We start from the raw sequence: 20,727 nt of genomic DNA on the forward strand, positions 1-20,727 counted from the left end.
CGGATCGTCAGACAAGGGCCGCGAGGCCAGGGCTCAAGGGGGTTCCTCATGGTGGTCTACGGGATGCAGCTGCCGGTCCAGTCGCAGAGCGCGATCTACGCCGAGCCCTGGGAGGCGGCCGCGGGGGCCGCCGATCTGCTCGCCGTCGCCCGCGCCGCCGAGGAGCACGGATTCGACTACCTCGCGAGCTGCGACCACGTCGCCATCCCGCGCCGGCTCGCCGAGGCCATGAGCACCGTCTGGTACGACCCGGTCGCCACGCTCTCCTTCCTCGCCGCCGCCACCGAACGCGTCCGGCTGCTCTCGCACGTCGCCGTCGTCGGGCTGCGCCATCCGCTCGTCACCGCCAAGGCGTACGCGACGCTCGACCACCTCTCCGGCGGCCGGCTCGTCCTCGGGGTCGGCGCCGGGCACGTCCAGGAGGAGTTCGAGGCGCTCGGCGTGGACTTCGCCCGCCGGGGCGCCGTCCTCGACGAGACCATGGACGCGCTGCGTGCCGCGCTCGGGCCCGAGGAGTACCCGGAGCACCTGGGGGAGCGGTTCGCCTTCAAGGACCTCGGACAGCTGCCCCGGCCCGCACAGGAGCGCGTCCCGCTCTGGGTCGGCGGCTCCTCCCCGGCCGCCGTGCGCCGCGCCGCGCTCAAGGGCGACGGCTGGCTCCCGCAGGGCGACCCGCGAGAGCGGCTCGCCGCGCAGATCCAGAAGCTGCTGCGGCTGCGCGCCGAGGCCGGGATCGCGGAGCCGATCACCGTCGGCGCGATCGCCGAGCCGCTGTACGTCGGCACGCCCGAGTGGCCCGTCGGCCGGCGCACCCTCAGCGGCCGCCCGGAGGAGATCGCCGCCTCCCTGCGCGCGTACGGGGAGATGGGCGTGCACCAGATCCAGGTCCGGTTCCGCTCCCGGAGCCGTACCGAACTCATCGATCAGATGGCGGCCTTCGGCACGGAGGTCGCCCCTCACCTCTAGGGAGTACGGACATGGGCACACTCGACGGGCGGGTCGTCCTCGTCACCGGCGCGGCGCGCGGACAGGGCGAGCAGGAGGCCCGGCTGTTCGCCGGGGAGGGGGCCAGGGTCGTCCTCGCCGACGTCCTCGACGAGGCCGGCGCGACGCTGGCCAAGGAGCTGGGGGAGGAGCGGGCCGTCTACGTCCATCTGGACGTGACCAGGGAGGACGACTGGACCGCGGCCGTGGCCGTCGCCAAGGAGCGGTTCGGGAAGATCGACGGGCTCGTCAACAACGCCGGCATCCTCCGCTTCAACGAGCTGCTCTCCACGCCCCTGGAGGAGTTCCAGGCGGTCGTCTCCGTCAACCAGACCGGCTGCTTCCTCGGCATCCGTACCGTCGCGCCCGAGATCGCGGCGGCCGGCGGCGGGACGATCGTCAACACGGCCTCGTACACGGGCCTGACGGGGATGGCCGGGGTCGGCGCGTACGCCGCCTCGAAGCACGCCGTCCTCGGGCTGACCCGGGTGGCCGCCCTGGAGCTGGCCGCGAAGGGGATCCGGGTGAACGCCGTCTGCCCGGGCGCCATCGACACCCCCATGAGCAACCCGGAGGGCGTGGACCCGGCCGCCACGGCCGAGCTGTACCGCAAGCTCGTGCCGCTCGGGCGGATCGGGCGCCCGGACGAGGTGGCGGCCCTCGCGCTGTTCCTGACCGGGGAGGACTCGGCGTACATCACGGGGCAGCCGTTCGTGATCGACGGCGGTTGGCTGGCGGGAGTCAGCCTCTTCTAGTCCTACCTGACGGCTCGTCAGGTATTGACGGGCCCACCCCGCGGTGCGACAGTCGGGCACATCACGAATCTGACGACACGTCAGAAACTCACGAGGACGGTGAACCCCCTTGGAATTCGGGATCTTCGTACAGGGATACGTCGGCAAGCGCGCCGAGACCGATCCCGAAGCCGAGCACAAGGCGCTCATGGAGGAGACCGAGTACGTCATCCAGGCGGACAGGTCCGGCTTCAAGTACGCCTGGGCCTCGGAGCACCACTTCCTGGAGGAGTACTCGCACCTCTCCGCCAACGACGTCTACCTGGGCTACCTCGCCCACGCCACCGACCGGATCCACCTCGGTTCCGGCATCTTCAACCCCCTCGCCCCCGTCAACCACCCGGTGAAGGTCGCCGAGAAGGTCGCCATGCTCGACCATCTCTCCGGCGGACGCTTCGAGTTCGGCTCCGGCCGCGGCGCGGGCTCCCACGAGATCCTCGGGTTCATGCCGGGCATCACCGACATGAACCACACCAAGGAGCTGTGGGAGGAGACGATCGCCGAGTTCCCCAAGATGTGGCTCCAGGACGAGTACGTCGGCTTCCAGGGCAAGCACTGGTCGCTGCCGCCCCGCAAGGTCCTCCCGAAGCCGTACGGGAAGTCCCACCCCGCCATGTGGTACGCCGCCGGGTCCCCGTCCTCGTACGCCATGGCCGGCAGGAAGGGCCTCGGCGTCCTCGGCTTCAGCGTGCAGAAGGTCTCCGACATGGAGTGGGTCGTCGAGTCGTACAAGACCGCGATCAAGGAGGCCAAGGCGATCGGCGACTTCGTCAACGACAACGTCATGGTGACCTCGACGGCGATCTGCGCCGAGACGCACGACAAGGCCGTCGAGATCGCGGTCGGCGGCGGGCTGAACTACCTCCAGTCCCTCCTCTTCCGCTACCACGACACCTTCCCGCGGCCGGAGGGCATCCCGGAGTGGCCGGAGCTCCTGCCGGAGTACTCGGCCGAGATCATCGAACTCCTCATCCAGGAGGAGCTGATGATCTGCGGCGATCCGTCGGAGGTCCTGGCGCAGTGCAAGCGGTGGGAGCAGGCGGGGGCGGACCAGCTGTCCTTCGGGCTGCCGATCGGGATCTCGTACGAGGACACGATGAACTCGATCAAGCTGATCGGTGAGCATGTGATCCCGAAGATCGACACGGACCCGATCCACCGCACGACCCGCTTCCGCCACTCCGCGGGCGCCTGAGGGCCCCCGCCCCGCCTTCGTGTGGGGCGATCGTCCCTCCCTCAGACTCCGTCCGGGGGGACCGCCACGCCCCAGCGGAACGACTGCCCACGACGTGGGTGGCGGGTGGGCACCGGGCCAGCGGTGCGAAGGGCCACAACGAGGGGGCGGCGGGGCGCAGCCCGCAACGGGTGCGCCCGGACCTCGGCGGGCCGCGCACGACGAGCGCGGGGTGGTGTCTTCCCGGACCGCCGCCCCGTACCGGCCCCGGCCGGAGGCCGTTCCGCGGCGGCCCCCGGTCCGGGGCACACCCGCGTCCACGTCCAGAAAGGGACCGTCATGCTCGACCACCTCATCACGGGCGCCACCGTCGTGGACGGCACCGGCGCCCCCGGCTACATCGCCGACATCGGCATGCGCGAGGGGCGGATCGTCTTCGCCGAGCCCGGCGCCCCCGCCCGGACCACCGAGGACGCCACCGGTCTCGTCCTCACGCCCGGCTTCGTCGACCCGCACACCCACTACGACGCCCAGCTGTTCTGGGACCCGTACGCCACCCCGTCCATGAACCACGGCGTCACCACCGTCGCCGGCGGCAACTGCGGTTTCACCCTCGCTCCGCTCCACCCGGACCGGCCCGAGGACGCCGACTACACCCGCCGCATGATGTCCAAGGTCGAGGGGATGGCCCTGAAGGCCCTGGAGGAGGGCGTCGACTGGAGCTGGTCGTCGTTCGCCGAGTACCTCGACGCCCTCGACGGCCGCATCGCCGTCAACGCCGGATTCATGGTGGGCCACTGCGCCCTGCGCAGGTACGTGATGGGCGCCGACGCCGTCGGCGGGCAGCCCACCCCCGAGCAGCTCGCGCAGATGGTCGCCCTCCTCAAGGAGGCCATGGAGGCCGGCGCCTGGGGGCTGTCCACCACCCAGTCGTCCACCCACTCCGACGGCGACGGCGCCCCCGTCGCCTCCCGGCACGCCGGCCCGGAGGAGCTCATCGCGCTCTCCCGCGCCGTCGGCGAGCACGAGGGCACCCAGCTCGAAGCGATCCTGGCGGGCTGTCTCGACCAGTTCTCCGACGACGAGATCGAGCTGTTCGTCGAGATGACCGCCGCCGCCGGACGCCCCCTCAACTGGAACGTCCTCACCATCGACGCCGCCGTCCCCGAACGCGTCCCGCGCCAGCTCACCGCCTCCGAGCGGGCCCGTAAGTCCGGCGGCCGGATCGTCGCGCTCACCATGCCGATCCTGACCCCGATGAACATGTCGCTCGGCACCTTCTGCGCCCTCAACCTCATCCCGGGATGGGGCGAGATCCTCGGACTTCCCGTCCCCGACCGGATCGCGAAGCTCCGCGACCCGGACGTGCGGGCCGAGATGCTGCGGCGCGCCGACTCCAGGGAGGCCGGGGTCTTCCGGCGCCTCGCCCACTTCGGGCGGTACGTCATCGGGGACACGTACAGCCCCGAGAACGAGGGCCTCACCGGCCGTGTCGTCGGCGACATCGCGGCCGAGCGCGGCCAGGACCCCTTCCAGTGCCTCGTCGAGATCTGCGCCAACGACGAGCTCCGGACGATCCTGTGGCCGATGCCCAGCGACAACGACCCGGACTCCTGGGCGCTGCGCCGCGAGACCTGGGACCACGAGGACGTGCTGCTCGGCGGCTCCGACGCGGGCGCCCACCTGGACCGGATGTGCGGAGCGCCGTACACGACCCGGTTCCTCGGCGACTGTCTGCGCGGCCGCAGGCTCGTTCCCCTGGAGCGGGCGGTGCGGATGCTGACCGACGACCCGGCCCGGCTCTTCGGGCTCCGCGAGCGCGGCCGGATCGCCGAGGGCTTCCACGCGGACCTGGTGCTCTTCGACCCGGAGCGGATCGACGCGGGCCCTGCGACCCTCGTGCACGACCTGCCGGGGGACAGCCCGCGGCTGGACTCGCGGGCGGTCGGGATCGTGTCGGTACGGGTCAACGGCGTGGAGACGGTGCGGGACGACGAGGTGACCGGCGCGGTCCCGGGGAAGGTACTGCGCTCCGGCCGTGACACGAGGACGGTGGCGACCAGGTGAACCAGAAGCTCTTCATCGGCGGCGCGTGGGTCGAGCCCGACGGTGGTCACTACGAGGTGATCGACCCGGCCACCGAGGAGGTCGTCGGCCTCGCCCCGGAGGCCTCCCGCGCCCAGGTGTACGAGGCGGCCGCCGCGGCCCGCGAGGCCTTCGGCTCCTGGTCCCGGACGCGACCGGAGGAGCGGGCCGCGATCCTGGACCGGGCGGCCGACCTGATGGCCAGGGACGCCGAGGCGAACACCCTCCTCGCCCGCGCCGAGACCGGCGCCACCACCGGCACGGCGCGCGGCATGCAGGTCGCGGTCGGCTCGGCCCGCTTCCGGCGGTACGCGCGCGGGGCCATGGAACCGGTCGAGCAGGCGCTGCCCCCGCAGATCAACGAAGCGGGCCCGATGGGCAAGGCCGGGGTGTTCGGTGCGGTGGCGGTGCGCCGCCCGGTCGGCGTGGTCACCTGCATCACCTCGTACAACAACCCCTGGGCCAACCCGGCCGGCAAGATCGCCCCCGCGCTCGCGATGGGCAACACGGTCCTGGTGAAGCCGGCCCCGCAGGACCCGCTCTCGGTGTACGCGATGACCCGCGCCCTGGAGGAGGCCGGTGTCCCGCCGGGTGTCGTCAACGTGGTCACCGGCTCCTCGGCCGAGGCGGGGCAGGCGGCCGTGGACTCCCCGGACGTCGACATGGTGTCGTTCACCGGCTCCACGGCGGTCGGGCAGGCGATCGGCGAGGTCTGCGGCCGCACGCTCAAGCGGCAGCTGATGGAGCTGGGCGGCAAGGGAGCCGCGCTCGTCCTCGACGACGCCGACCTGGACTCGGCGGTGATGGGGATCGGGACGACGTTCTCCTTCTACAGCGGACAGATCTGCACGGCCCCGACCCGGGTGCTCGCCCAGCGCGGGATCTACGAGCGGCTGATCGAGAAGCTCACCGGCTATCTGGCCTTCATGAAGGTGGGGGACCCGGCGGAGCGGGGCACGATCGTCGGCCCGGTGATCTCGGCGGCCCACCGCGACCGGGTGGAGTCGTACGTCGAGCTCGGCCGGAAGGAGGGGGCGCGGGTCGTCGTCGGCGGTGAGCGGCCTGACCTCCCGAAGGGCTTCTACGTGGCGCCGACCCTGCTCGCCGACTGCACCAACGAGATGCGGGTGGTGCGGGAGGAGATCTTCGGGCCGGTCGTCGTGGTGGTCCCCTTCGACGACGAGGAGGAGGGCATCGCGCTCGCCAACGACAGCGAGTACGGGCTCCTCGACTACGTGTGGTCGGGCGACGTGGCCCGCGCCTTCCGGATCGCGGCCCGGCTGCGGGCCGGCGGGGTGGGCGTGAACACGATCGGGCGGAACATGGAGGCGCCGTTCGGCGGATTCAAGCGGAGCGGGGTCGGACGGGACGTGGGCTCGTACGCGCTGCACGCCTACAGCGAGCTGCAAGCGGTGGTGTGGCCGGGCTGACGACGTCCCCGAAAATTCCTCGGGAAAATTTCGAAACGGACATTTCGGGCCTGGCTGCGGTTCCCGCATATCGGACATGGGTCGACCGACCTACCAGTTGGTCGGCCCGTGCCGTTGGTCGATCTTTCAATCATTGGTGCGTGCCCGCTTCGACCCTCGCAATGCAAGGCGGTGGTCGATCAGATGAGCGGATTTTGATCCTCCGGATATGGAAACCGCAGCATTTAACGTCCTGTTCATGACTCAGGTGGAAGCGCGGCCCCAGGCCGGAGACACGGTAAGGGGCGTCAACGCCCCGGGTGACACCGACGGCGCGGCCGGTACCCAGGGTGTGCGCACCAAAGGCCTCGGCGGAAACTCCGTCGGACTCCTCGGCAGTGCCGTCATCGGCATCTCGACCGTCGCCCCCGTCTACTGCCTGACCTCGACACTCGGCTCCACCGCCGGCGAGGTCGGACTGCAGATGCCCGCGATCTTCCTCGCCGGCTTCCTCCCGATGCTCCTCGTCGCCTTCGCGTACCGGGAGCTCAACAAGGTCATGCCCGACTGCGGCACCTCGTTCACCTGGACCGTGAAGGCCTTCGGGCCCCGCATCGGCTGGATGTGCGGCTGGGGCCTCGTCATCGCGACGATCATCGTCCTCTCCAACCTGGCGGGCGTCGCGACCTCCTACTTCTGGCTCCTCGCCGGTGAGATCAGCGGCAGTGAGTCCATCGCCGCCCTGGACGACAACAAAGCCGTCCACATCGTCACCTGCCTGGCCCTCATCGCCGCGGCCACCGCGATCAGCTACCGCGGCATGACCGCCACCAAGGGCGTCCAGTACACCCTCGTCGGCCTCCAGCTCGTCGTCCTCGCCGTCTTCGTGGGCATGGCCCTGACGAAGGCCGGCTCCTTCGAGACCTCGGTCGACTTCTCCTGGTCCTGGATGAACCCCTTCGCGGTCCAGTCCTTCGCCGCCTTCACCGCCGGCCTCTCGCTCTCGATCTTCATGTACTGGGGCTGGGACGCCTGCATGGCGACCAACGAGGAGACCACCGGCAGCGCCAAGACCCCCGGCCGCGCCGCGCTCATCGCGATGGTCGTCCTGGTCGGCTCCTACCTGGCCACCGGCATCGCCGCCCAGATGGTCGTCGGCTCCGGCGAGGAGGGCCTCGGCCTCGCCAACCCGGAGACCTCCGACAACGTCTTCGCCGCCCTCGCCGGCCCGGTCATGGGCCCCACGCTCGGCATCCTGCTCTTCGTCGCGGTCCTCGCCTCGGCGGCCGCCAGCCTCCAGACCACGTTCATCCCGGTCGCCCGCACGGTGCTCGCGATGTCCACGTACGAGGCCCTGCCGAAGTCCTTCACCAAGGTCCACCCGGTCTTCAAGACCCCCGGCAAGGCCACGATCGTGGCCGGTGTCGCCACCGGCGTCTTCTACACCGTGATGACCCTGCTCAGCGAGAACGTCCTGGTCGACACCATCTACGCGCTCGGCCTGATGATCTGCTTCTACTACGCGCTCACGGCCTTCGCCTGCGTCTGGTACTTCCGCGGCGAGCTCTTCCGCTCCGGCCGGGACTTCGCCTACAAGGGCCTGATGCCGCTGCTCGGCGGACTGATGCTGACCGCCGTCTTCGGCAAGACGCTGTACGACATGTGGGACCCGGCGTACGGCTCCGGCTCCGCGGTCTTCGGCGTCGGCTCGGTCTTCGTGATCGGCGTCGGACTGCTGCTCATCGGCGTGGTGATCATGCTGGTCATGCAGCGCCGGAGCCCCGCGTTCTTCCGCGGCGAGGTCCTGACGAAGGAGACGCCGTCGCTGGTGGTCGCCGACTGAGTCCGGCGCGGTCCTCCTGAGTCGACGGGAGAACGCGAAGGTGGCGGGCCCGTGGGGGGTCCCGCCACCTTCGTCCTTCGTCGTCCGCGTACGGCTCAGTGGTGTCCGGGGAGCAGGCGCTCCACCGCCGCGTTGGCGGGCGGCAGGTCGGGCGTACCGGCCGGCTTGGCCTTCGGGGTCAGGACGCCGCTGAGCGGCACGACCGACGGCAGGTTCACCCCGCCGGCGTCGGCGGCGGCGGTTCCGGCGGCGGCGAGGCCGCCGGACGCGGCGAAACAGGTCAGGGCGACTGCGGTGAGCATCTTCTTCATGCCCGCACCAACGCGGACGGCATGGATCCGGTTACGTGGGCGCGCCCGAAGCCCCGATGGACGCATCCCTAGGATGCGTCCATGTATGGGGAAACGAACTGGTCGCTGCGCCCCGGGCGGACCGAGGACATCGAGGCCATGGCCGAGCTGCGGGCCGTCGTCATGCGGGACGACCTGGAGCGCCTCGGACGCTACGACGAACACCGGGTGCGGCAGCGGCTGCGGGACGGCTTCTCGCCGGAGCACACCTCGGTCATCGAGGTGGACGGCGGCTTCACGGGCTGCGTGACCCTGCGCCCGTACGAAGCCGGTGCGGGCTACCACCTGGAGCACTTCTACCTGACCCCCGAGGTCCAGGGGCGGGGCCTCGGGACGGCGGTGCTGCGGGACCTCCTCGCCCGGGCGGACGGGGCCGAGGCCCCGGTCCGCCTGGTCGTGCTCCAGGGCAGCGCCGCCCGCCGCCTCTACGAGCGGGAGGGCTTCACGTACGAGTCCGAGGACCCGGTGGACGTCCTGCTCGTACGCGAGCCACGGGCCGCCGCCCCCGCCTGACCGGCCGGCCGCCCCCGGTCAGAGGGCGACTCCGGCCGGCTGGCGGACGGTGACGTTGATCCGGTTGAACAGGTTGGTGACCGCGACCATCAGGACGATCGCGGCGAGCTGCTTCTCGTCGTAGTGGTCGGCGGCGGCGTCCCACACCTCGTCCGGCACGGCGTCCGACGTGTCGGCGAGCCGGGTCGCCGCCTCGGCCAGGGCCAGGGCCGCGCGCTCCTCGTCGGAGAAGTACGGGGCCTCGCGCCAGGCGGCGACGGCGAACAGCTTCTCGTCGCTCACGCCGTTCTTCCGGGCGCTCTTCGCGCCGTAGTCGACGCAGAACCCGCAGCTGTTGATCTGGCTGGCCCGCAGGTGCACCAGCTCCAGGGTCGACTCCGGGACACCGCCCTCGCGGGTCGCCTTCACCAGCTCCTGGATCGCCGGGCCCGCTCCGGGGAGGACATAGGCGGGGTTGGTCATCCGGGGGGTGGTCGCGTGCGCCATGGTGATCGCTCCTCAGCGTCTCGGTGTGCGGTGTCGATTGCCTTCACCGCACTGACGAAGCGGACGCGGGAAATGTGACAACCGGGCTACGCCTCGGCGATGAGGGCGGTGGCGACGGTGCGGAAACCGAGGCGCCCGTAGAGCCGGGCCACGTCCGCGTCCGACGCCGACAGGAACACCAGATCCACGCCGCGGGACCGGGCGTCGGCCACCAGGGCCGCCGTCACCGCGAGACCGAGACCCCGGCGCCGGGCCGTCGGGACGGTGCCGACGCCGACGACCTCGGACACGGCCCCGACGGGCTGGTGCTGCCCCGCCGAGAGCGCCGTGCCGGCGTCGTCCAGGGCGGCCGAGAGATGGGTGAGACCCGCCGTGATCCGGTCGGCCACCTGCGCGACGACGTCCGGCGTCGGCTCGGCGCCGAAGGCCGCGTACGGGGCGGCGACCGCGCTCGCCAGGAACGGATCGCGCGCGCCGACCATCCGTACGGTGACGCCCTCGGGCCCGGCCACCGGGAGCCCGTCGCCCTCCAGGACCATCAGCGGATGCTCGTGGACGGTGAGCCCGCTCGCCTCCACGGCCGCCCGCAGCCCCGGCGTCGTCTCCGCCACCCACTCGAACGCCTCGGGCGCCCCCAGCTCCCGCTGCCGCGCCCGCACCCGGTCCACGTCGGCGACCGTCGCCTCCCCGTCGTACCCGAGCGCGGGCCGCGCGTAGTACGGCCAGCCCGCGCCCTCCCGCACGAACAGGGTCAGGGGCCCGAACGCCTCGGCGCGGGCGGCGGAACGGGGGGCGGCGTCGTAGTACGTCTCGATTCGCTTCAGCACGGGCCCACGCTAGGCGCCACCGCGGAAGACCGCCCGTGTATTTAAAGCGAGCCCAGCGCCACTACCACCGCCCCCGGCGCGGCGCCCACCGCGGGGGCGGCGCCCACCCGCCACCCGCGTTGTGGGCATCTGTTCCGCTGGGGCGGCGGCGCAAGGTGGCGGGCGCGGCCCACACGGCGGGAGGCGAGGGCGCAGTCCGCACAGGCCGGGGCGAGGCGCGAGCGGTGGGCGCGCTCGACGCGGCGCGGCCCTGACGGCCCGGGTCCGTCAGCGGGTCTCCAGGAACACCGGGTTCGTGAAGGCTGACAGGGGGCCCGGCAGCGGCGGCAGGGGCGCCGGGTGGCGGACCTCGGCGCGCACGTACGTGGCGTACGCGGCCGTCGTCACCCACTCGGCGGCCCCGGCCCCCACCGGCGCCGTGTGCAGCACCCCCTGATCCGTGACGAAGCGGACCGCGCCGTCCTCCGGCGCACCCGTCACCCCCAGCCGTACCGTCACCGGCTCGTCCTCCCCGACCCGCAGCCGCTCCCCGATCCCCGCCGTCCGCCCCCGTCCGTCCGTCACCGAGAAGTCGAGGGAGACCGCCGAGGACTCGGCGACGTACGAGCGGCCGGCCCGCAGCCCGGCGAGGATCGACCGCCGGCTCAGGTCGTCGGCGAGGACCACGGTCTGCGGCGTGCCGACGCGATCCGGGTCGCGGTGGGCGTCGCTGTTGCCCATCGCGGGGGTCCAGCGGCCCTGCGCGAGCGCCGCGTCCCAGCCGGCCAGGGACACCTCGTCGTCCGGGGTGAAGGGTCCGTTCCACACCTCGACGGCGTCCGCCTCGCCGAAGCCGAACTTCCACACGCAGCCGATGCAGGTGGCGTGCGGATGGGCGGGGACGACGAGACCGCCGGCCCGGCGGATCTCCCGCGCGAAGTGCCCGAAACGGTTCTCCCGGGCCCGGTAGCGCCAGTCGACGAACGTGCCCGGGTCGGTCCCGATCGCGAGGACGTGCCCGTTGCGGGTGGTGACCTCCTCGCCGAGCAGGATCAGCAGGTCGTCCCCGCCGAGCCCGTCCCACGCGCCGTGCCCGCCGTGGGTGTTGTGCTCGGTGGCCGTCAGGAAGTCGAGACCGGCGGCGCGGGCGAGCGCGGCGACCTCGGCGGGGGTGCGGCGCCCGTCCGAGTACACGGTGTGGAGGTGGCAGTCGCCGCGGTACCAGGCGCGGCCACGCCCCGCGGCCCGCTCCGGCGGGTACCCGGGACGCCGCGCCGGCAGCGCCGCGCCGAACCGGAGGGTGATCGTGACGCTGTACGGGAGTCCCTGCGGGGCCACGGTGTAGGGGGCGAGGACGACGTACCAGGTCCCGGCCTTCAGCGGTCCGGCGATGTACCCCGGCGTCGCCTCGTCCGTCCGGACGAAGAACTCCTTGCGCGCGCCGCCCGACCAGCCGCGGAAGCCGTTCCCGCCGAGCGCGGTGCCGCGCCGGTCGAAGAGGCCGATGTCGAGGGCGTTGCCCTGGGTGCCGGCGGGGACGGCCGGCCGCTCGTACGCGTACGCGACATGGAGCTCGCGGACGCCGCGGGGCAGCTCGACGGGGAGGTACACGTAGTCGGGGGAGCCGGGCGGCAGGGTGCCGGTCACGGTCTGCGTCTGTTCGCCGCCCTCGGCGTGGGCGAAGCTCACACCGCCCAGCGTCAGGGCCGAAGCGATGCCTGTCGTGATGCCTGTCGCGAGGAGTACACGTCTGCTCGGTTCGCTCATGGAGGCACCTTGGTGCGTACCCGTGAACGCCCGGCCAACGCGGAACGCACTCGTGTCGCACCCCTCGGAAATCCGGGCCGCACGCCCTACCGTGCCGCTATGCGGATCTCGACCACGATCTTCCTGACCGACGAGACCATCAGCCCCGTGCGGCTCGCGCGCGAACTCGAACAGCGCGGGTTCGGCGGGCTCTACCTGCCCGAGCACACCCACATCCCCGTCGCACGGGACACGGACTACCCGGCGGGCGGCGAACTGCCCCGCGAGTACGGCCGCACCCTCGACCCCTTCGTTGCCCTCGGCCAGGCCGCGGCGGTCACCGAGCGCCTGGTGCTCGGCACCGGCATCACGCTGATCACCGAGCACGACCCGATCGCCCTCGCCAAGCAGATCGCGACCCTCGACCACGTCTCCGGCGGCCGCTTCACCCTCGGCCTCGGCTTCGGCTGGAACCGCGAGGAGGCGGCCGACCACGGCGTGGACTGGAGCACCCGCCGGGAGCTCGGCCGCGACCGGCTGAACCTGATGCGGGCGCTATGGGCCCCGGAACCCACCGCGTACGAGGGCGGGTTCGGGCACTCCGTCCGGGCCTCGGAGGTCTGGCCGAAGCCCGCGGGCGGCGCGCCCCGCATCCTCCTGGGCGGCGCGGCGGGCCCGAAGCTCTTCGCTCGGATCGCCGCGCAGACGGACGGCTGGATGCCGATCGGCGGCCGCGGCCTGACGGAGTCGCTCCCGGTCCTGAAGCAGGCGTGGGAAGAGGCCGGCCGGGACCCGAAGACCCTGGAGATCGTCCCGTACGCGGTCCTCCCGACCCGCGGCAAGCTCGCGCACTACGCGGAACTGGGCTGCGAGGAGGTCGTCCTCCAGCTTCCCCCGGCCGCCGAACCGGAGGTCCTGCGCGTCCTGGACGCGTACGCCGAGTACCTCTGATCTGTTGACTTCGCCCCAAGGACGCCGGCTGACCGCGTGGCCGGATCCGCCGCTTCCTGCGGGGACCCGAAGCCTGCCCGTGGTGCCCGCTCGTATGCTCGGTCCATGACGGATGACCAGGAAGCTCGCCCCACCGCGAACGCCATGCGCCGTGCCCTGAAGCGGGCCAGGGACGGGGTCGCGCTCGATGTCGGTGAGGCGGCCGTGCTGTTGCGGGCGCGGGGGGAGGATCTGGCGGATCTGGTCGCGTCCGCCGGGCGGGTGCGTGATGCCGGGCTTGAGGCGGCCGGGCGGCCCGGGGTCATCACGTACTCGAAGAGCGTGTTCATACCGTTGACCCGGCTGTGCCGGGACAAGTGCCACTACTGCACCTTCGTCACCGTCCCCGGCAAGCTGCGTCGTGACGGGCACGGGATGTTCATGTCGCCGGACGAGGTCCTCGACATCGCACGGCGCGGGGCCGCAATGGGCTGCAAGGAGGCCCTGATCACCCTGGGCGACAAGCCCGAGGACCGGTGGCCCGAGGCCCGGGAGTGGCTCGACGCGCATGGTTACGACGACACCATCGCCTACGTACGGGCCATGGCGATCCGGATTCTGGAGGAGACCGGACTGCTGCCTCACCTCAACCCCGGGGTGATGTCGTGGACGGATCTCCAGCGGCTCAAGCCTGTCGCCCCCTCGATGGGGATGATGCTGGAGACGACCGCGACCCGGCTGTGGTCGGAACCCGGCGGCCCCCACTACGGGTCGCCCGACAAGGAGCCCGCCGTCCGGCTCCGTGTCCTTGAGGACGCCGGCCGTTCGTCCGTCCCCTTCACCTCCGGACTGCTCCTCGGTATCGGGGAAACGCTTGAGGAGCGGGCGGAGTCGCTGTTCGCGCTGCGGCGGGTCTCGCGGGCGTATCACTCCGTCCAGGAGCTGATCATCCAGAACTTCCGTGCCAAGCCGGACACGGCGATGCGCGGGATGCCGGACGCCGAGCTCGACGACCTCGTCGCCACCGTCGCCGTCGCCCGGCACATCATGGGCCCCTCCGCCTGCCTCCAGGCCCCGCCCAACCTCGTCGACTCCGAGTACGAACGCCTCATCGCCGCCGGCATCGACGACTGGGGCGGCGTCTCCCCCCTCACCATCGACCACGTCAACCCCGAACGCCCCTGGCCCCGGATCGAGGAGCTCGCCGAGAAGTCCCGGGCCGCCGGGTTCGAACTGCGCGAACGGCTCTGTGTGTATCCGGAGTTCGTCACGCGCGGCGAGCCCTGGCTCGACCCGCGTCTCCTCCCGCACGTCCGCGCCCTCGCCGACCCCGCCACGGGGCTGGCCGACCCCGACGCACCCGTGCGTGGACTGCCGTGGCAGGAGCCGGACGAGGCGTTCACCGCGTCCGGCCGTACCGACCTGCACGCGACCATCGACACCACCGGCCGCACCCACGACCGCCGCGACGACTTCGACGACGTCTACGGCGACTGGGACGCGCTCCGGGAGGCAGCCGCTCCCGGGATGGTGCCCGAGCGCGTCGACTCCGACGTGCGCGAGGCCCTCGCCGTCGCCGCCGACGACCCGACCGGACTCACCGACGCCCAGGCGCTGGCGCTGCTGCACGCGGACGGGCCCGCCCTCGACGCCCTCACCCGCATCGCCGACGACGTCCGCAAGTCCGTCTCCGGCGACGATGTGACGTACATCGTGACGCGGAACATCAACTTCACCAACGTCTGCTACACCGGCTGCCGTTTCTGCGCCTTCGCCCAGCGTCGCACTGACGCCGACGCCTACACCCTCTCCCTCGACCAGGTCGCCGACCGCGCCGAACAGGCCTGGGACGTCGGCGCCGTAGAGGTCTGCATGCAGGGCGGCATCCACCCCGACCTGCCCGGCACCGCCTACTTCGACATCGCCCGCGCGGTCAAGAAGCGGGTCCCCGGCATGCACGTCCACGCCTTCTCACCCATGGAAGTCGTCAACGGCGCCACGAGGACGGGCCTTTCGATCCGCGAATGGCTGACGGCCGCCAAGGAAGCCGGGCTCGACTCCATCCCCGGCACCGCCGCCGAGATCCTCGACGACGAAGTCCGCTGGGTGCTGACCAAGGGCAAACTCCCCACCGCCACCTGGATCGAGGTCATCACCACCGCCCACGAACTCGGCATCCGCTCCTCCTCCACGATGATGTACGGGCACGTCGACCAGCCCCGCCACTGGCTCGGCCACTTCCGCACCCTCTCGCGCATCCAGCAGGAGACCGGAGGCTTCACCGAGTTCGTCACCCTCCCCTTCATCCACACCAACGCACCCGTCTACCTCGCCGGCATCGCACGCCCCGGCCCCACCCACCGCGACAACCGCGCCGTCATCGCCATGGCCCGCCTCCTCCTCCACCCCCACATCCCCAACATCCAGACCAGCTGGGTCAAACTCGGTACCGAAGGCGCCGCCGAAATGCTCCGCTCCGGAGCCAACGACCTCGGCGGAACCCTCATGGAGGAGACCATCTCGCGCATGGCCGGATCGAGTTACGGCTCCTACCGCTCCATTCGCGACCTCGAAGCCATCGCCGAAGCAGCAGGCCGCCCGGCTAAGCCCCGGACAACGCTCTACGGCGAGGTACCGGAGGAACGACAGCGCACGGCGAGGGCGTCGGACGGACACCTCCCGGAGCTGCTGCCGGTCCTTCCGCAGGAGTAGCCAGGACTGGCCAGGAGCAGCGGGGTCAGCCGACCAGCAGGTCCTTGCCCAGGCCCGGCAAGGGGCGCCGTTCCGTGGCCGCGGTGGAGGAGGGCGTGACTCGTGTCAGGGGGTTCATGGCGCGGATCGTTCACGTCATGCCCGAGCCCCGGGTGAACTGCGGTCAAAAGTGGACTGAAGGGCTTCAGATCACATAACGTTCCGGCCCCCGAACGGACGTACCCGGTCCATTACAGTGCTGCTCAGACCGGTCTACGGGGGGAGGGCACGTCGTGGCCACGACAGCCGCGGCCGTGTGGGGCCGCGCCGAACAGCAGGACTTCCGCGCCCGCGTACGGGGCTGTCTGCTCGGCGGAGCCCTCGGTGACGCCCTGGGCGCGGGCGTCGACGGGCTCACCCTCGCGGAGATCAGGGACGCCCACGGACCTGACGGACTCGGCGAGCCCGCGGCCGCGTTCGGCCGCCGCGGCGCCGTCACCGCCGCCACCCAGATGGGGCTCTTCACCGTCGACGGCCTGATCCGCGCCCAGGTACGCCGCGACACCGGCGCCTGGCACCCGCCCACCGACGTCCACCGGGCGCATCTGCGCTGGGCCGCCACCCAGCGCGACTGGGGTCCCGACGAGCGCCGCAAGGACAACGGCTGGCTCGCCCGCGAGGAATGGCTCTACGCCCGCCGCAACCCGTCCCGCGCCTGCCTCACCGGTCTCGGCGACGAGATCCTCGGCACCCTCGACAAGCCCAAGAACCCGGAGGCCGCCGACTCCGGCGCCGTCGTCCGCTCCGCCCCCTTCGGGCTGCTCGTCGGCTGGGAGCCGCAGCTCGTCTGCCAGCTCGCCGTGGAGTGTGCCGCCCAGACCCACGGCGCCCCGGCCGCGGGCCTCGCCGCCGGCGCCTTCGCGGTCGTCGTCCACGGCCTCGCGCGCGGCGGCTCCGTGGAGGCGGCCGTCGACCGGGCCCTCGGGCAGCTGGCGGCGCGCCCCGGCCACGAGCCGGTCACCGAGGCGCTGGGCCGCGCCCTCGGAGCCGTACGGGAAGGGGTTCCGGATCCGGAGCGGGTGGCCGCCCTCGGCGCGGCCGAGGACCGGGCGGAGGGGCAGCTGGCGGCGGCCGTGTACTGCGCCCTGGTCGGCGAGGACGTACGGCACGGGCTGCGGCTCGCGGTGAACCACGACGGGCCGTCGGCGGTCACCGGGACGCTCACGGGCTCGCTGCTCGGCGCCCTGCACGGCGAGACGGCCCTCCCGCCGGCCTGGCTGGCCGAACTGGAGGGCCGTGCGACGGTCCTGGAGCTAGCGGACGACTTCTCGATGGAGATGACGCAGGGGGCCGCCCTGCACAGCCCGACGGAGTCGTCGCCGGGCTGGCTGGCGCGCTACCCGAGGGGCTGATCAGCGGGCCTCACCGGGATCACCCGAGGGGCTGGTCGGCGCGCTCGCCGCCCTGCGCGGGGATCGCGGCGCCCCCCTCGTCGTCCGGGTCCGTGCCGATCCGGGCGAGCAGCGCGTCCCGCTCCGGCGTGTCCTCGGGCCTGATGAAGCCGATGAGCACGTACAGGACGAGGGACGTGGCGAGCGGCGAGACGATCTGGATCTGGAGCTCGATGCCGTCGAGGCCGTAGTTGGTGAGCCAGAAGACGAAGAGTCCGGCGGCCCAGGAGACGAGCGCCGCGGTCGGGCCGGACTTCCGGAAGGTGCGGAGCAGCCCGAGCATGAAGGGGATCGCGATCGGCCCCATGAGTCCGGCGACCCACTTGATGACGACGGTGATGATGTCCTTGAAGGTGGGGGAGTTGACCTGGGTGGCGATGGCCATCGACAGGGCGAGGAAGGCGATCGTCGACCAGCGCGCGGCGAGCAGCCCGGCCTTCTGGCTCCAGCCCCGGGCGGCCTTGCTGACGGCGGGGGCGATGTCACGGGTGAAGACGGCGGCGATGGCGTTGGCGTCGGAGGAGCACATGGCCATCGTGTGCGAGAAGAAGCCGACGACGACGAGGCCGAGGAGGCCGTGCGGCAGCAGCTGTTCGGTCATCAGGGCGTACGAGTCGGAGGCATCGGGCTTCTTCGGGTCGACGAGCAGCGGCGCGACCCACATGGGGAAGAAGAGGACCAGCGGCCAGATGAACCAGAGCACCGCGGAGAGCCGGCCGGAGCGGGTGGCCTCGCGGGCGTTGGGGGTGGCCATGTAGCGCTGTGCCTGGTTCCACATGCCACCGCTGTACTCGAAGGTCTTGATGAAGAGGTACGCGAGGAGGAAGGTCAGCGTGTACGGGCCGGCCGTCGGCGCGGTGTGGCCCTGGAGCTCGGGCCGGTCCCAGACGGTCCACAGCGCGCTGAAGCCGCCGAGCTTGCCGAGGACGGCGACGAGCATGGCGACGCCGGCGAGGAGCTGGATGACGAACTGGCCGAGTTCGGTGAGGGCGTCGGCCCAGAGCCCGCCGACGGTGCAGTAGACGCCGGTGACGACACCGGTGATGAGGATGCCCTGGTTGAGGGAGATGCCGGTGAAGACGGAGAGCAGGGTGGCGATGGCGGCCCACTTGGCGCCGACGTCGACGATCTTCAGCAGGACGCCGGACCAGGCGAGGGCCTGCTGGGTGGGGAGGTTGTAGCGGTCCTTGAGGTATTCGAGCGGGGAGGCCACCTTGAGGCGGGAGCGGAGCCGGTTGAGCCGGGGCGCGAAGAGGCTCGCGCCGATGGCGATGCCGATCGCGATGGGGAAGGACCAGGTGACGTAGGACGTGACGCCGTAGGTGAAGGCGATGCCCGCGTACCCGGTGAACATCACGGCGCTGTAGCCCGACATGTGGTGGGAGATGCCGGAGAGCCACCAGGGCATCCGGCCGCCGGCCGTGAAGAAGTCGGAGACGGTGTCCACCCGCTTGTGGGACCAGACACCGATCGCGACCATCACGCCGAAATAGCCGATGAGCACGGCCCAGTCGAGACTGTTCATGGAGCCCCCTCCAGGGGTTCTGGTCCGCCTTGTGAACGCCGTTCATGGTGTGGCGAGTCACAAGGCAGGGACAATGCAATGGAGGGTCAAGGGACAGTAAAATCGTTCTGTTTACTGACTCTTGTTCACGTCCATGAACTTTTCCCGCGTGGAATCGGCGGGGAATCAGAAGGTTCCTGCGGGTATCAGCGCATCAGCTCCCCGGCGTTGACCAGGAGGGACTGACCCGTGATCGCCCGCGCCCGGTCCGAGGCGAGGAAGGCCGCGGCCTCCGCCACGTCCCCGTCCGTCGCGAGCTCCGGCAGCGCCATCCGCTCGGTGAGTCGGGCGAGCACCTCCGCCTCCGGCACCTTCTCGGTGTGCGCGGTGAACTGGACGAAGGCCTGCACCGGCGGGCCCCACATCCAGCCGGGCAGCACGGTGTTGACCCGGATGCGGTGCGGCCCGAGCTCGTGCGCGAGAGAGTACATCGCCGAGGTCAGCGCCCCCTTCGAGGCCGCGTACGCCGCCTGCCGGACCTGAGTGGGCGCGGCCACCGCCGACTGCGTGCCGATCAGGACCACCGAACCCCCGCGCTCCTTGAGCGCCGGCAGGCAGGCCCGGGTCATCCGCAGGGTGCCGAGCAGGTTGACGTCCAGGACGCCCTGCCAGGTCGCGAAGTCGGCGTCCTCCAGGCCGCCGAAGTAGGAGTCCCAGGCGGCGACGTGGACCACCGCGTCGATCCCGCCGAAACGCTCGGTCGCGAGGGCGGCGAGGGCCTCGCACTGGGCCTCGTCGGTGATGTCGGTGGCCCGGTGGGCGGTACGGCGCCCCTCCGGGTCGATCTCGGCGGCGGACTTGGCGAGGTTGGCCTCGGTGCGGGCGCCGAGGACCGCGTTGCCCCCGTCCCGTACGACCGTCTCGGCGATGCGATGGCCGAGTCCGGCGCCGACACCCGACACGACGACCGTCTTCCCCTGGAGCAGCATCCGGGTCCTCCCTGGGCCTGTTCATCGATCTGACGGTCCGTCAGAGTAGGCCCGAGTCGCCGACAAGGGAAGGGGAACGAGGATGAGCGAGGAGACACGCAGCGAGACGTACGCGGAGCTGGCGTCCGTCGGCCCGTACGGGGTGCGGCCCGGCCACGCGCTGATCACCATGGTCGAGCCGCACCCGGGCCACGAGTACGCGTACAACCGCTGGTACGAGGACGACCACTACTACGCCGGTGCCATGGCCATGCCCTGGATGTACGCGGGCCGCCGCTGGGTCGCCACCCGCGAACTGCAGGAACTGCGCGTCCCGGAGAAGTCCGCCGTCGCCCGGCCCGTCACCGCGGGCTGCTACCTCTCCACGTACTGGATCACGGAGGGTCGCTACGACGACCACATGAAGTGGACCGTCGGCATCAACAAGCGGCTCAACCGCGACGCCCGCGTCCACCAGGAACGGACCCACGTCTTCACCGCGTTCCAGGACCACGAGGCGACCGTCTACCGCGACGGGGCGGCCGGCCCGCGCGACTTCCACGCCCTCGACCACCCCTACGCGGGACTGATCCTCCAGGTCGTCGACACGGAGGGTCCCCAGGAGCGAGCGGCCCTCCTCGAACGCCTGCGGACCAGGGAACTGCCCCGCCGGCTCGCCGGCTCACCGGCGGCGATGGTCACGGTCTTCCGCCCGACCCCGCTGCCCGGCGACCGCATGACGTACGTGAAGCAGGTCGAGGGGGTCGACACCCGGCTGACCCTGCTGTGGTTCCTGGAACGGGACCCGAGGGAGTGCTGGACGGAGCACTTCGCCGACCTGGAGTCACTGGGGGAGGGCGGGGGTGCGGACGCGGGCGCGGGCGGCCGGGTGGAACTGGTGGCGCCCTTCATCCCGACGGTGCCGGGGACGGACCTGTACGTGGATCGACTGCGCTGATCGGTCCGGGCAAAGGCCGAGCCCTCTCGGCCAGG

At 71.7% G+C, this 20,727-nt stretch carries 17 protein-coding genes; 11 read left to right on the top strand and 6 right to left on the bottom strand.

Translation table 11 applies throughout. The features are described 5' to 3' along the window. The first annotated feature begins 48 nt into the window (after positions 1–48). The 6 genes from ACIP8Z_RS35585 (at position 49) to ACIP8Z_RS35610 (ending at position 8,289) form a co-directional block, all read left to right on the top strand. On the top strand, positions 49–966 hold the full coding sequence (locus ACIP8Z_RS35585) for an LLM class F420-dependent oxidoreductase (RefSeq protein WP_402090809.1): 918 nt from the start codon (positions 49–51) through the stop codon (positions 964–966). A gap of 11 nt (positions 967–977) precedes the next feature. Continuing rightward, positions 978–1,739 carry an SDR family NAD(P)-dependent oxidoreductase gene (locus ACIP8Z_RS35590; protein ID WP_402090810.1) on the top strand — a complete coding sequence of 254 codons (762 nt, stop codon included), beginning with the start codon at positions 978–980 and terminating at the stop codon, positions 1,737–1,739. Between the two features lie 109 nt (positions 1,740–1,848). Next, positions 1,849–2,973, top strand: a complete 1,125-nt coding sequence (locus ACIP8Z_RS35595) for an LLM class flavin-dependent oxidoreductase (RefSeq protein WP_402090812.1) — start codon at positions 1,849–1,851, stop codon at positions 2,971–2,973. A 318-nt stretch (positions 2,974–3,291) separates the two neighbouring features. Then, complete coding sequence (locus tag ACIP8Z_RS35600) at positions 3,292–5,019, top strand: amidohydrolase family protein (protein ID WP_402090814.1); 1,728 nt, start codon at positions 3,292–3,294, stop codon at positions 5,017–5,019. After that, positions 5,016–6,467 (top strand): aldehyde dehydrogenase family protein, encoded by a 1,452-nt coding sequence (locus tag ACIP8Z_RS35605; RefSeq protein WP_402090816.1) that lies wholly within the window; start codon positions 5,016–5,018, stop codon positions 6,465–6,467. The genes ACIP8Z_RS35600 and ACIP8Z_RS35605 overlap by 4 nt, the downstream gene beginning before the upstream one ends. Before the next feature lie 238 nt (positions 6,468–6,705). Then, positions 6,706–8,289, top strand: coding sequence for an APC family permease (locus ACIP8Z_RS35610; RefSeq protein ID WP_402090818.1), 1,584 nt, complete (start codon positions 6,706–6,708; stop codon positions 8,287–8,289). A 95-nt stretch (positions 8,290–8,384) separates the two neighbouring features. On the opposite strand, the gene ACIP8Z_RS35615 is transcribed toward ACIP8Z_RS35610, so the two are convergent. After that, a complete protein-coding gene (locus ACIP8Z_RS35615) occupies positions 8,385–8,600 on the bottom strand; it encodes a hypothetical protein (RefSeq protein WP_319319400.1) in 216 nt (71 codons plus the stop codon). Between the two features lie 81 nt (positions 8,601–8,681). Between ACIP8Z_RS35615 and ACIP8Z_RS35620 the strand changes: the two genes are divergently transcribed. Continuing rightward, the gene (locus ACIP8Z_RS35620) at positions 8,682–9,152 is read left to right on the top strand and encodes a GNAT family N-acetyltransferase (RefSeq protein ID WP_402090820.1); all 471 of its coding nucleotides are present in this window, start codon (positions 8,682–8,684) and stop codon (positions 9,150–9,152) included. An 18-nt stretch (positions 9,153–9,170) separates the two neighbouring features. On the opposite strand, the gene ACIP8Z_RS35625 is transcribed toward ACIP8Z_RS35620, so the two are convergent. From ACIP8Z_RS35625 to ACIP8Z_RS35635, 3 genes are all read right to left on the bottom strand, one after another. Further along, positions 9,171–9,638 (bottom strand): carboxymuconolactone decarboxylase family protein, encoded by a 468-nt coding sequence (locus ACIP8Z_RS35625; RefSeq protein ID WP_229315122.1) that lies wholly within the window; start codon positions 9,636–9,638, stop codon positions 9,171–9,173. Between the two features lie 86 nt (positions 9,639–9,724). After that, a complete protein-coding gene (locus tag ACIP8Z_RS35630; RefSeq protein ID WP_402090822.1) occupies positions 9,725–10,465 on the bottom strand; it encodes a GNAT family N-acetyltransferase in 741 nt (246 codons plus the stop codon). A gap of 267 nt (positions 10,466–10,732) precedes the next feature. Continuing rightward, positions 10,733–12,211: a CehA/McbA family metallohydrolase gene (locus ACIP8Z_RS35635; protein WP_402090824.1), complete on the bottom strand. Its 1,479-nt coding sequence runs from the start codon at positions 12,209–12,211 to the stop codon at positions 10,733–10,735. A gap of 99 nt (positions 12,212–12,310) precedes the next feature. On the opposite strand from ACIP8Z_RS35635, the gene ACIP8Z_RS35640 reads away from it, so the two are divergent. The 3 genes from ACIP8Z_RS35640 to ACIP8Z_RS35650 all read left to right on the top strand — a co-directional run bounded on the left by ACIP8Z_RS35640 (position 12,311) and on the right by ACIP8Z_RS35650 (position 17,223). Continuing rightward, the gene (locus ACIP8Z_RS35640; protein WP_402090826.1) at positions 12,311–13,141 is read left to right on the top strand and encodes an LLM class F420-dependent oxidoreductase; all 831 of its coding nucleotides are present in this window, start codon (positions 12,311–12,313) and stop codon (positions 13,139–13,141) included. Positions 13,142–13,246: 105 nt separating this feature from the next. Continuing rightward, a complete protein-coding gene (locus ACIP8Z_RS35645; RefSeq protein WP_402090828.1) occupies positions 13,247–15,832 on the top strand; it encodes a bifunctional FO biosynthesis protein CofGH in 2,586 nt (861 codons plus the stop codon). A gap of 272 nt (positions 15,833–16,104) precedes the next feature. After that, positions 16,105–17,223, top strand: coding sequence for an ADP-ribosylglycohydrolase family protein (locus ACIP8Z_RS35650; protein ID WP_402090830.1), 1,119 nt, complete (start codon positions 16,105–16,107; stop codon positions 17,221–17,223). A gap of 19 nt (positions 17,224–17,242) precedes the next feature. On the opposite strand, the gene ACIP8Z_RS35655 is transcribed toward ACIP8Z_RS35650, so the two are convergent. Beyond that, the gene (locus ACIP8Z_RS35655) at positions 17,243–18,787 is read right to left on the bottom strand and encodes a sodium:solute symporter family protein (protein WP_402090832.1); all 1,545 of its coding nucleotides are present in this window, start codon (positions 18,785–18,787) and stop codon (positions 17,243–17,245) included. A 185-nt stretch (positions 18,788–18,972) separates the two neighbouring features. Next, complete coding sequence (locus ACIP8Z_RS35660; protein ID WP_402090834.1) at positions 18,973–19,755, bottom strand: SDR family oxidoreductase; 783 nt, start codon at positions 19,753–19,755, stop codon at positions 18,973–18,975. Positions 19,756–19,837: 82 nt separating this feature from the next. On the opposite strand from ACIP8Z_RS35660, the gene ACIP8Z_RS35665 reads away from it, so the two are divergent. After that, positions 19,838–20,692: a hypothetical protein gene (locus ACIP8Z_RS35665; RefSeq protein WP_402090836.1), complete on the top strand. Its 855-nt coding sequence runs from the start codon at positions 19,838–19,840 to the stop codon at positions 20,690–20,692. Positions 20,693–20,727 lie beyond the last annotated feature (35 nt).

This window comes from Streptomyces sp. NPDC088553 (assembly GCF_044752965.1).
Taxonomy (GTDB): domain Bacteria; phylum Actinomycetota; class Actinomycetes; order Streptomycetales; family Streptomycetaceae; genus Streptomyces.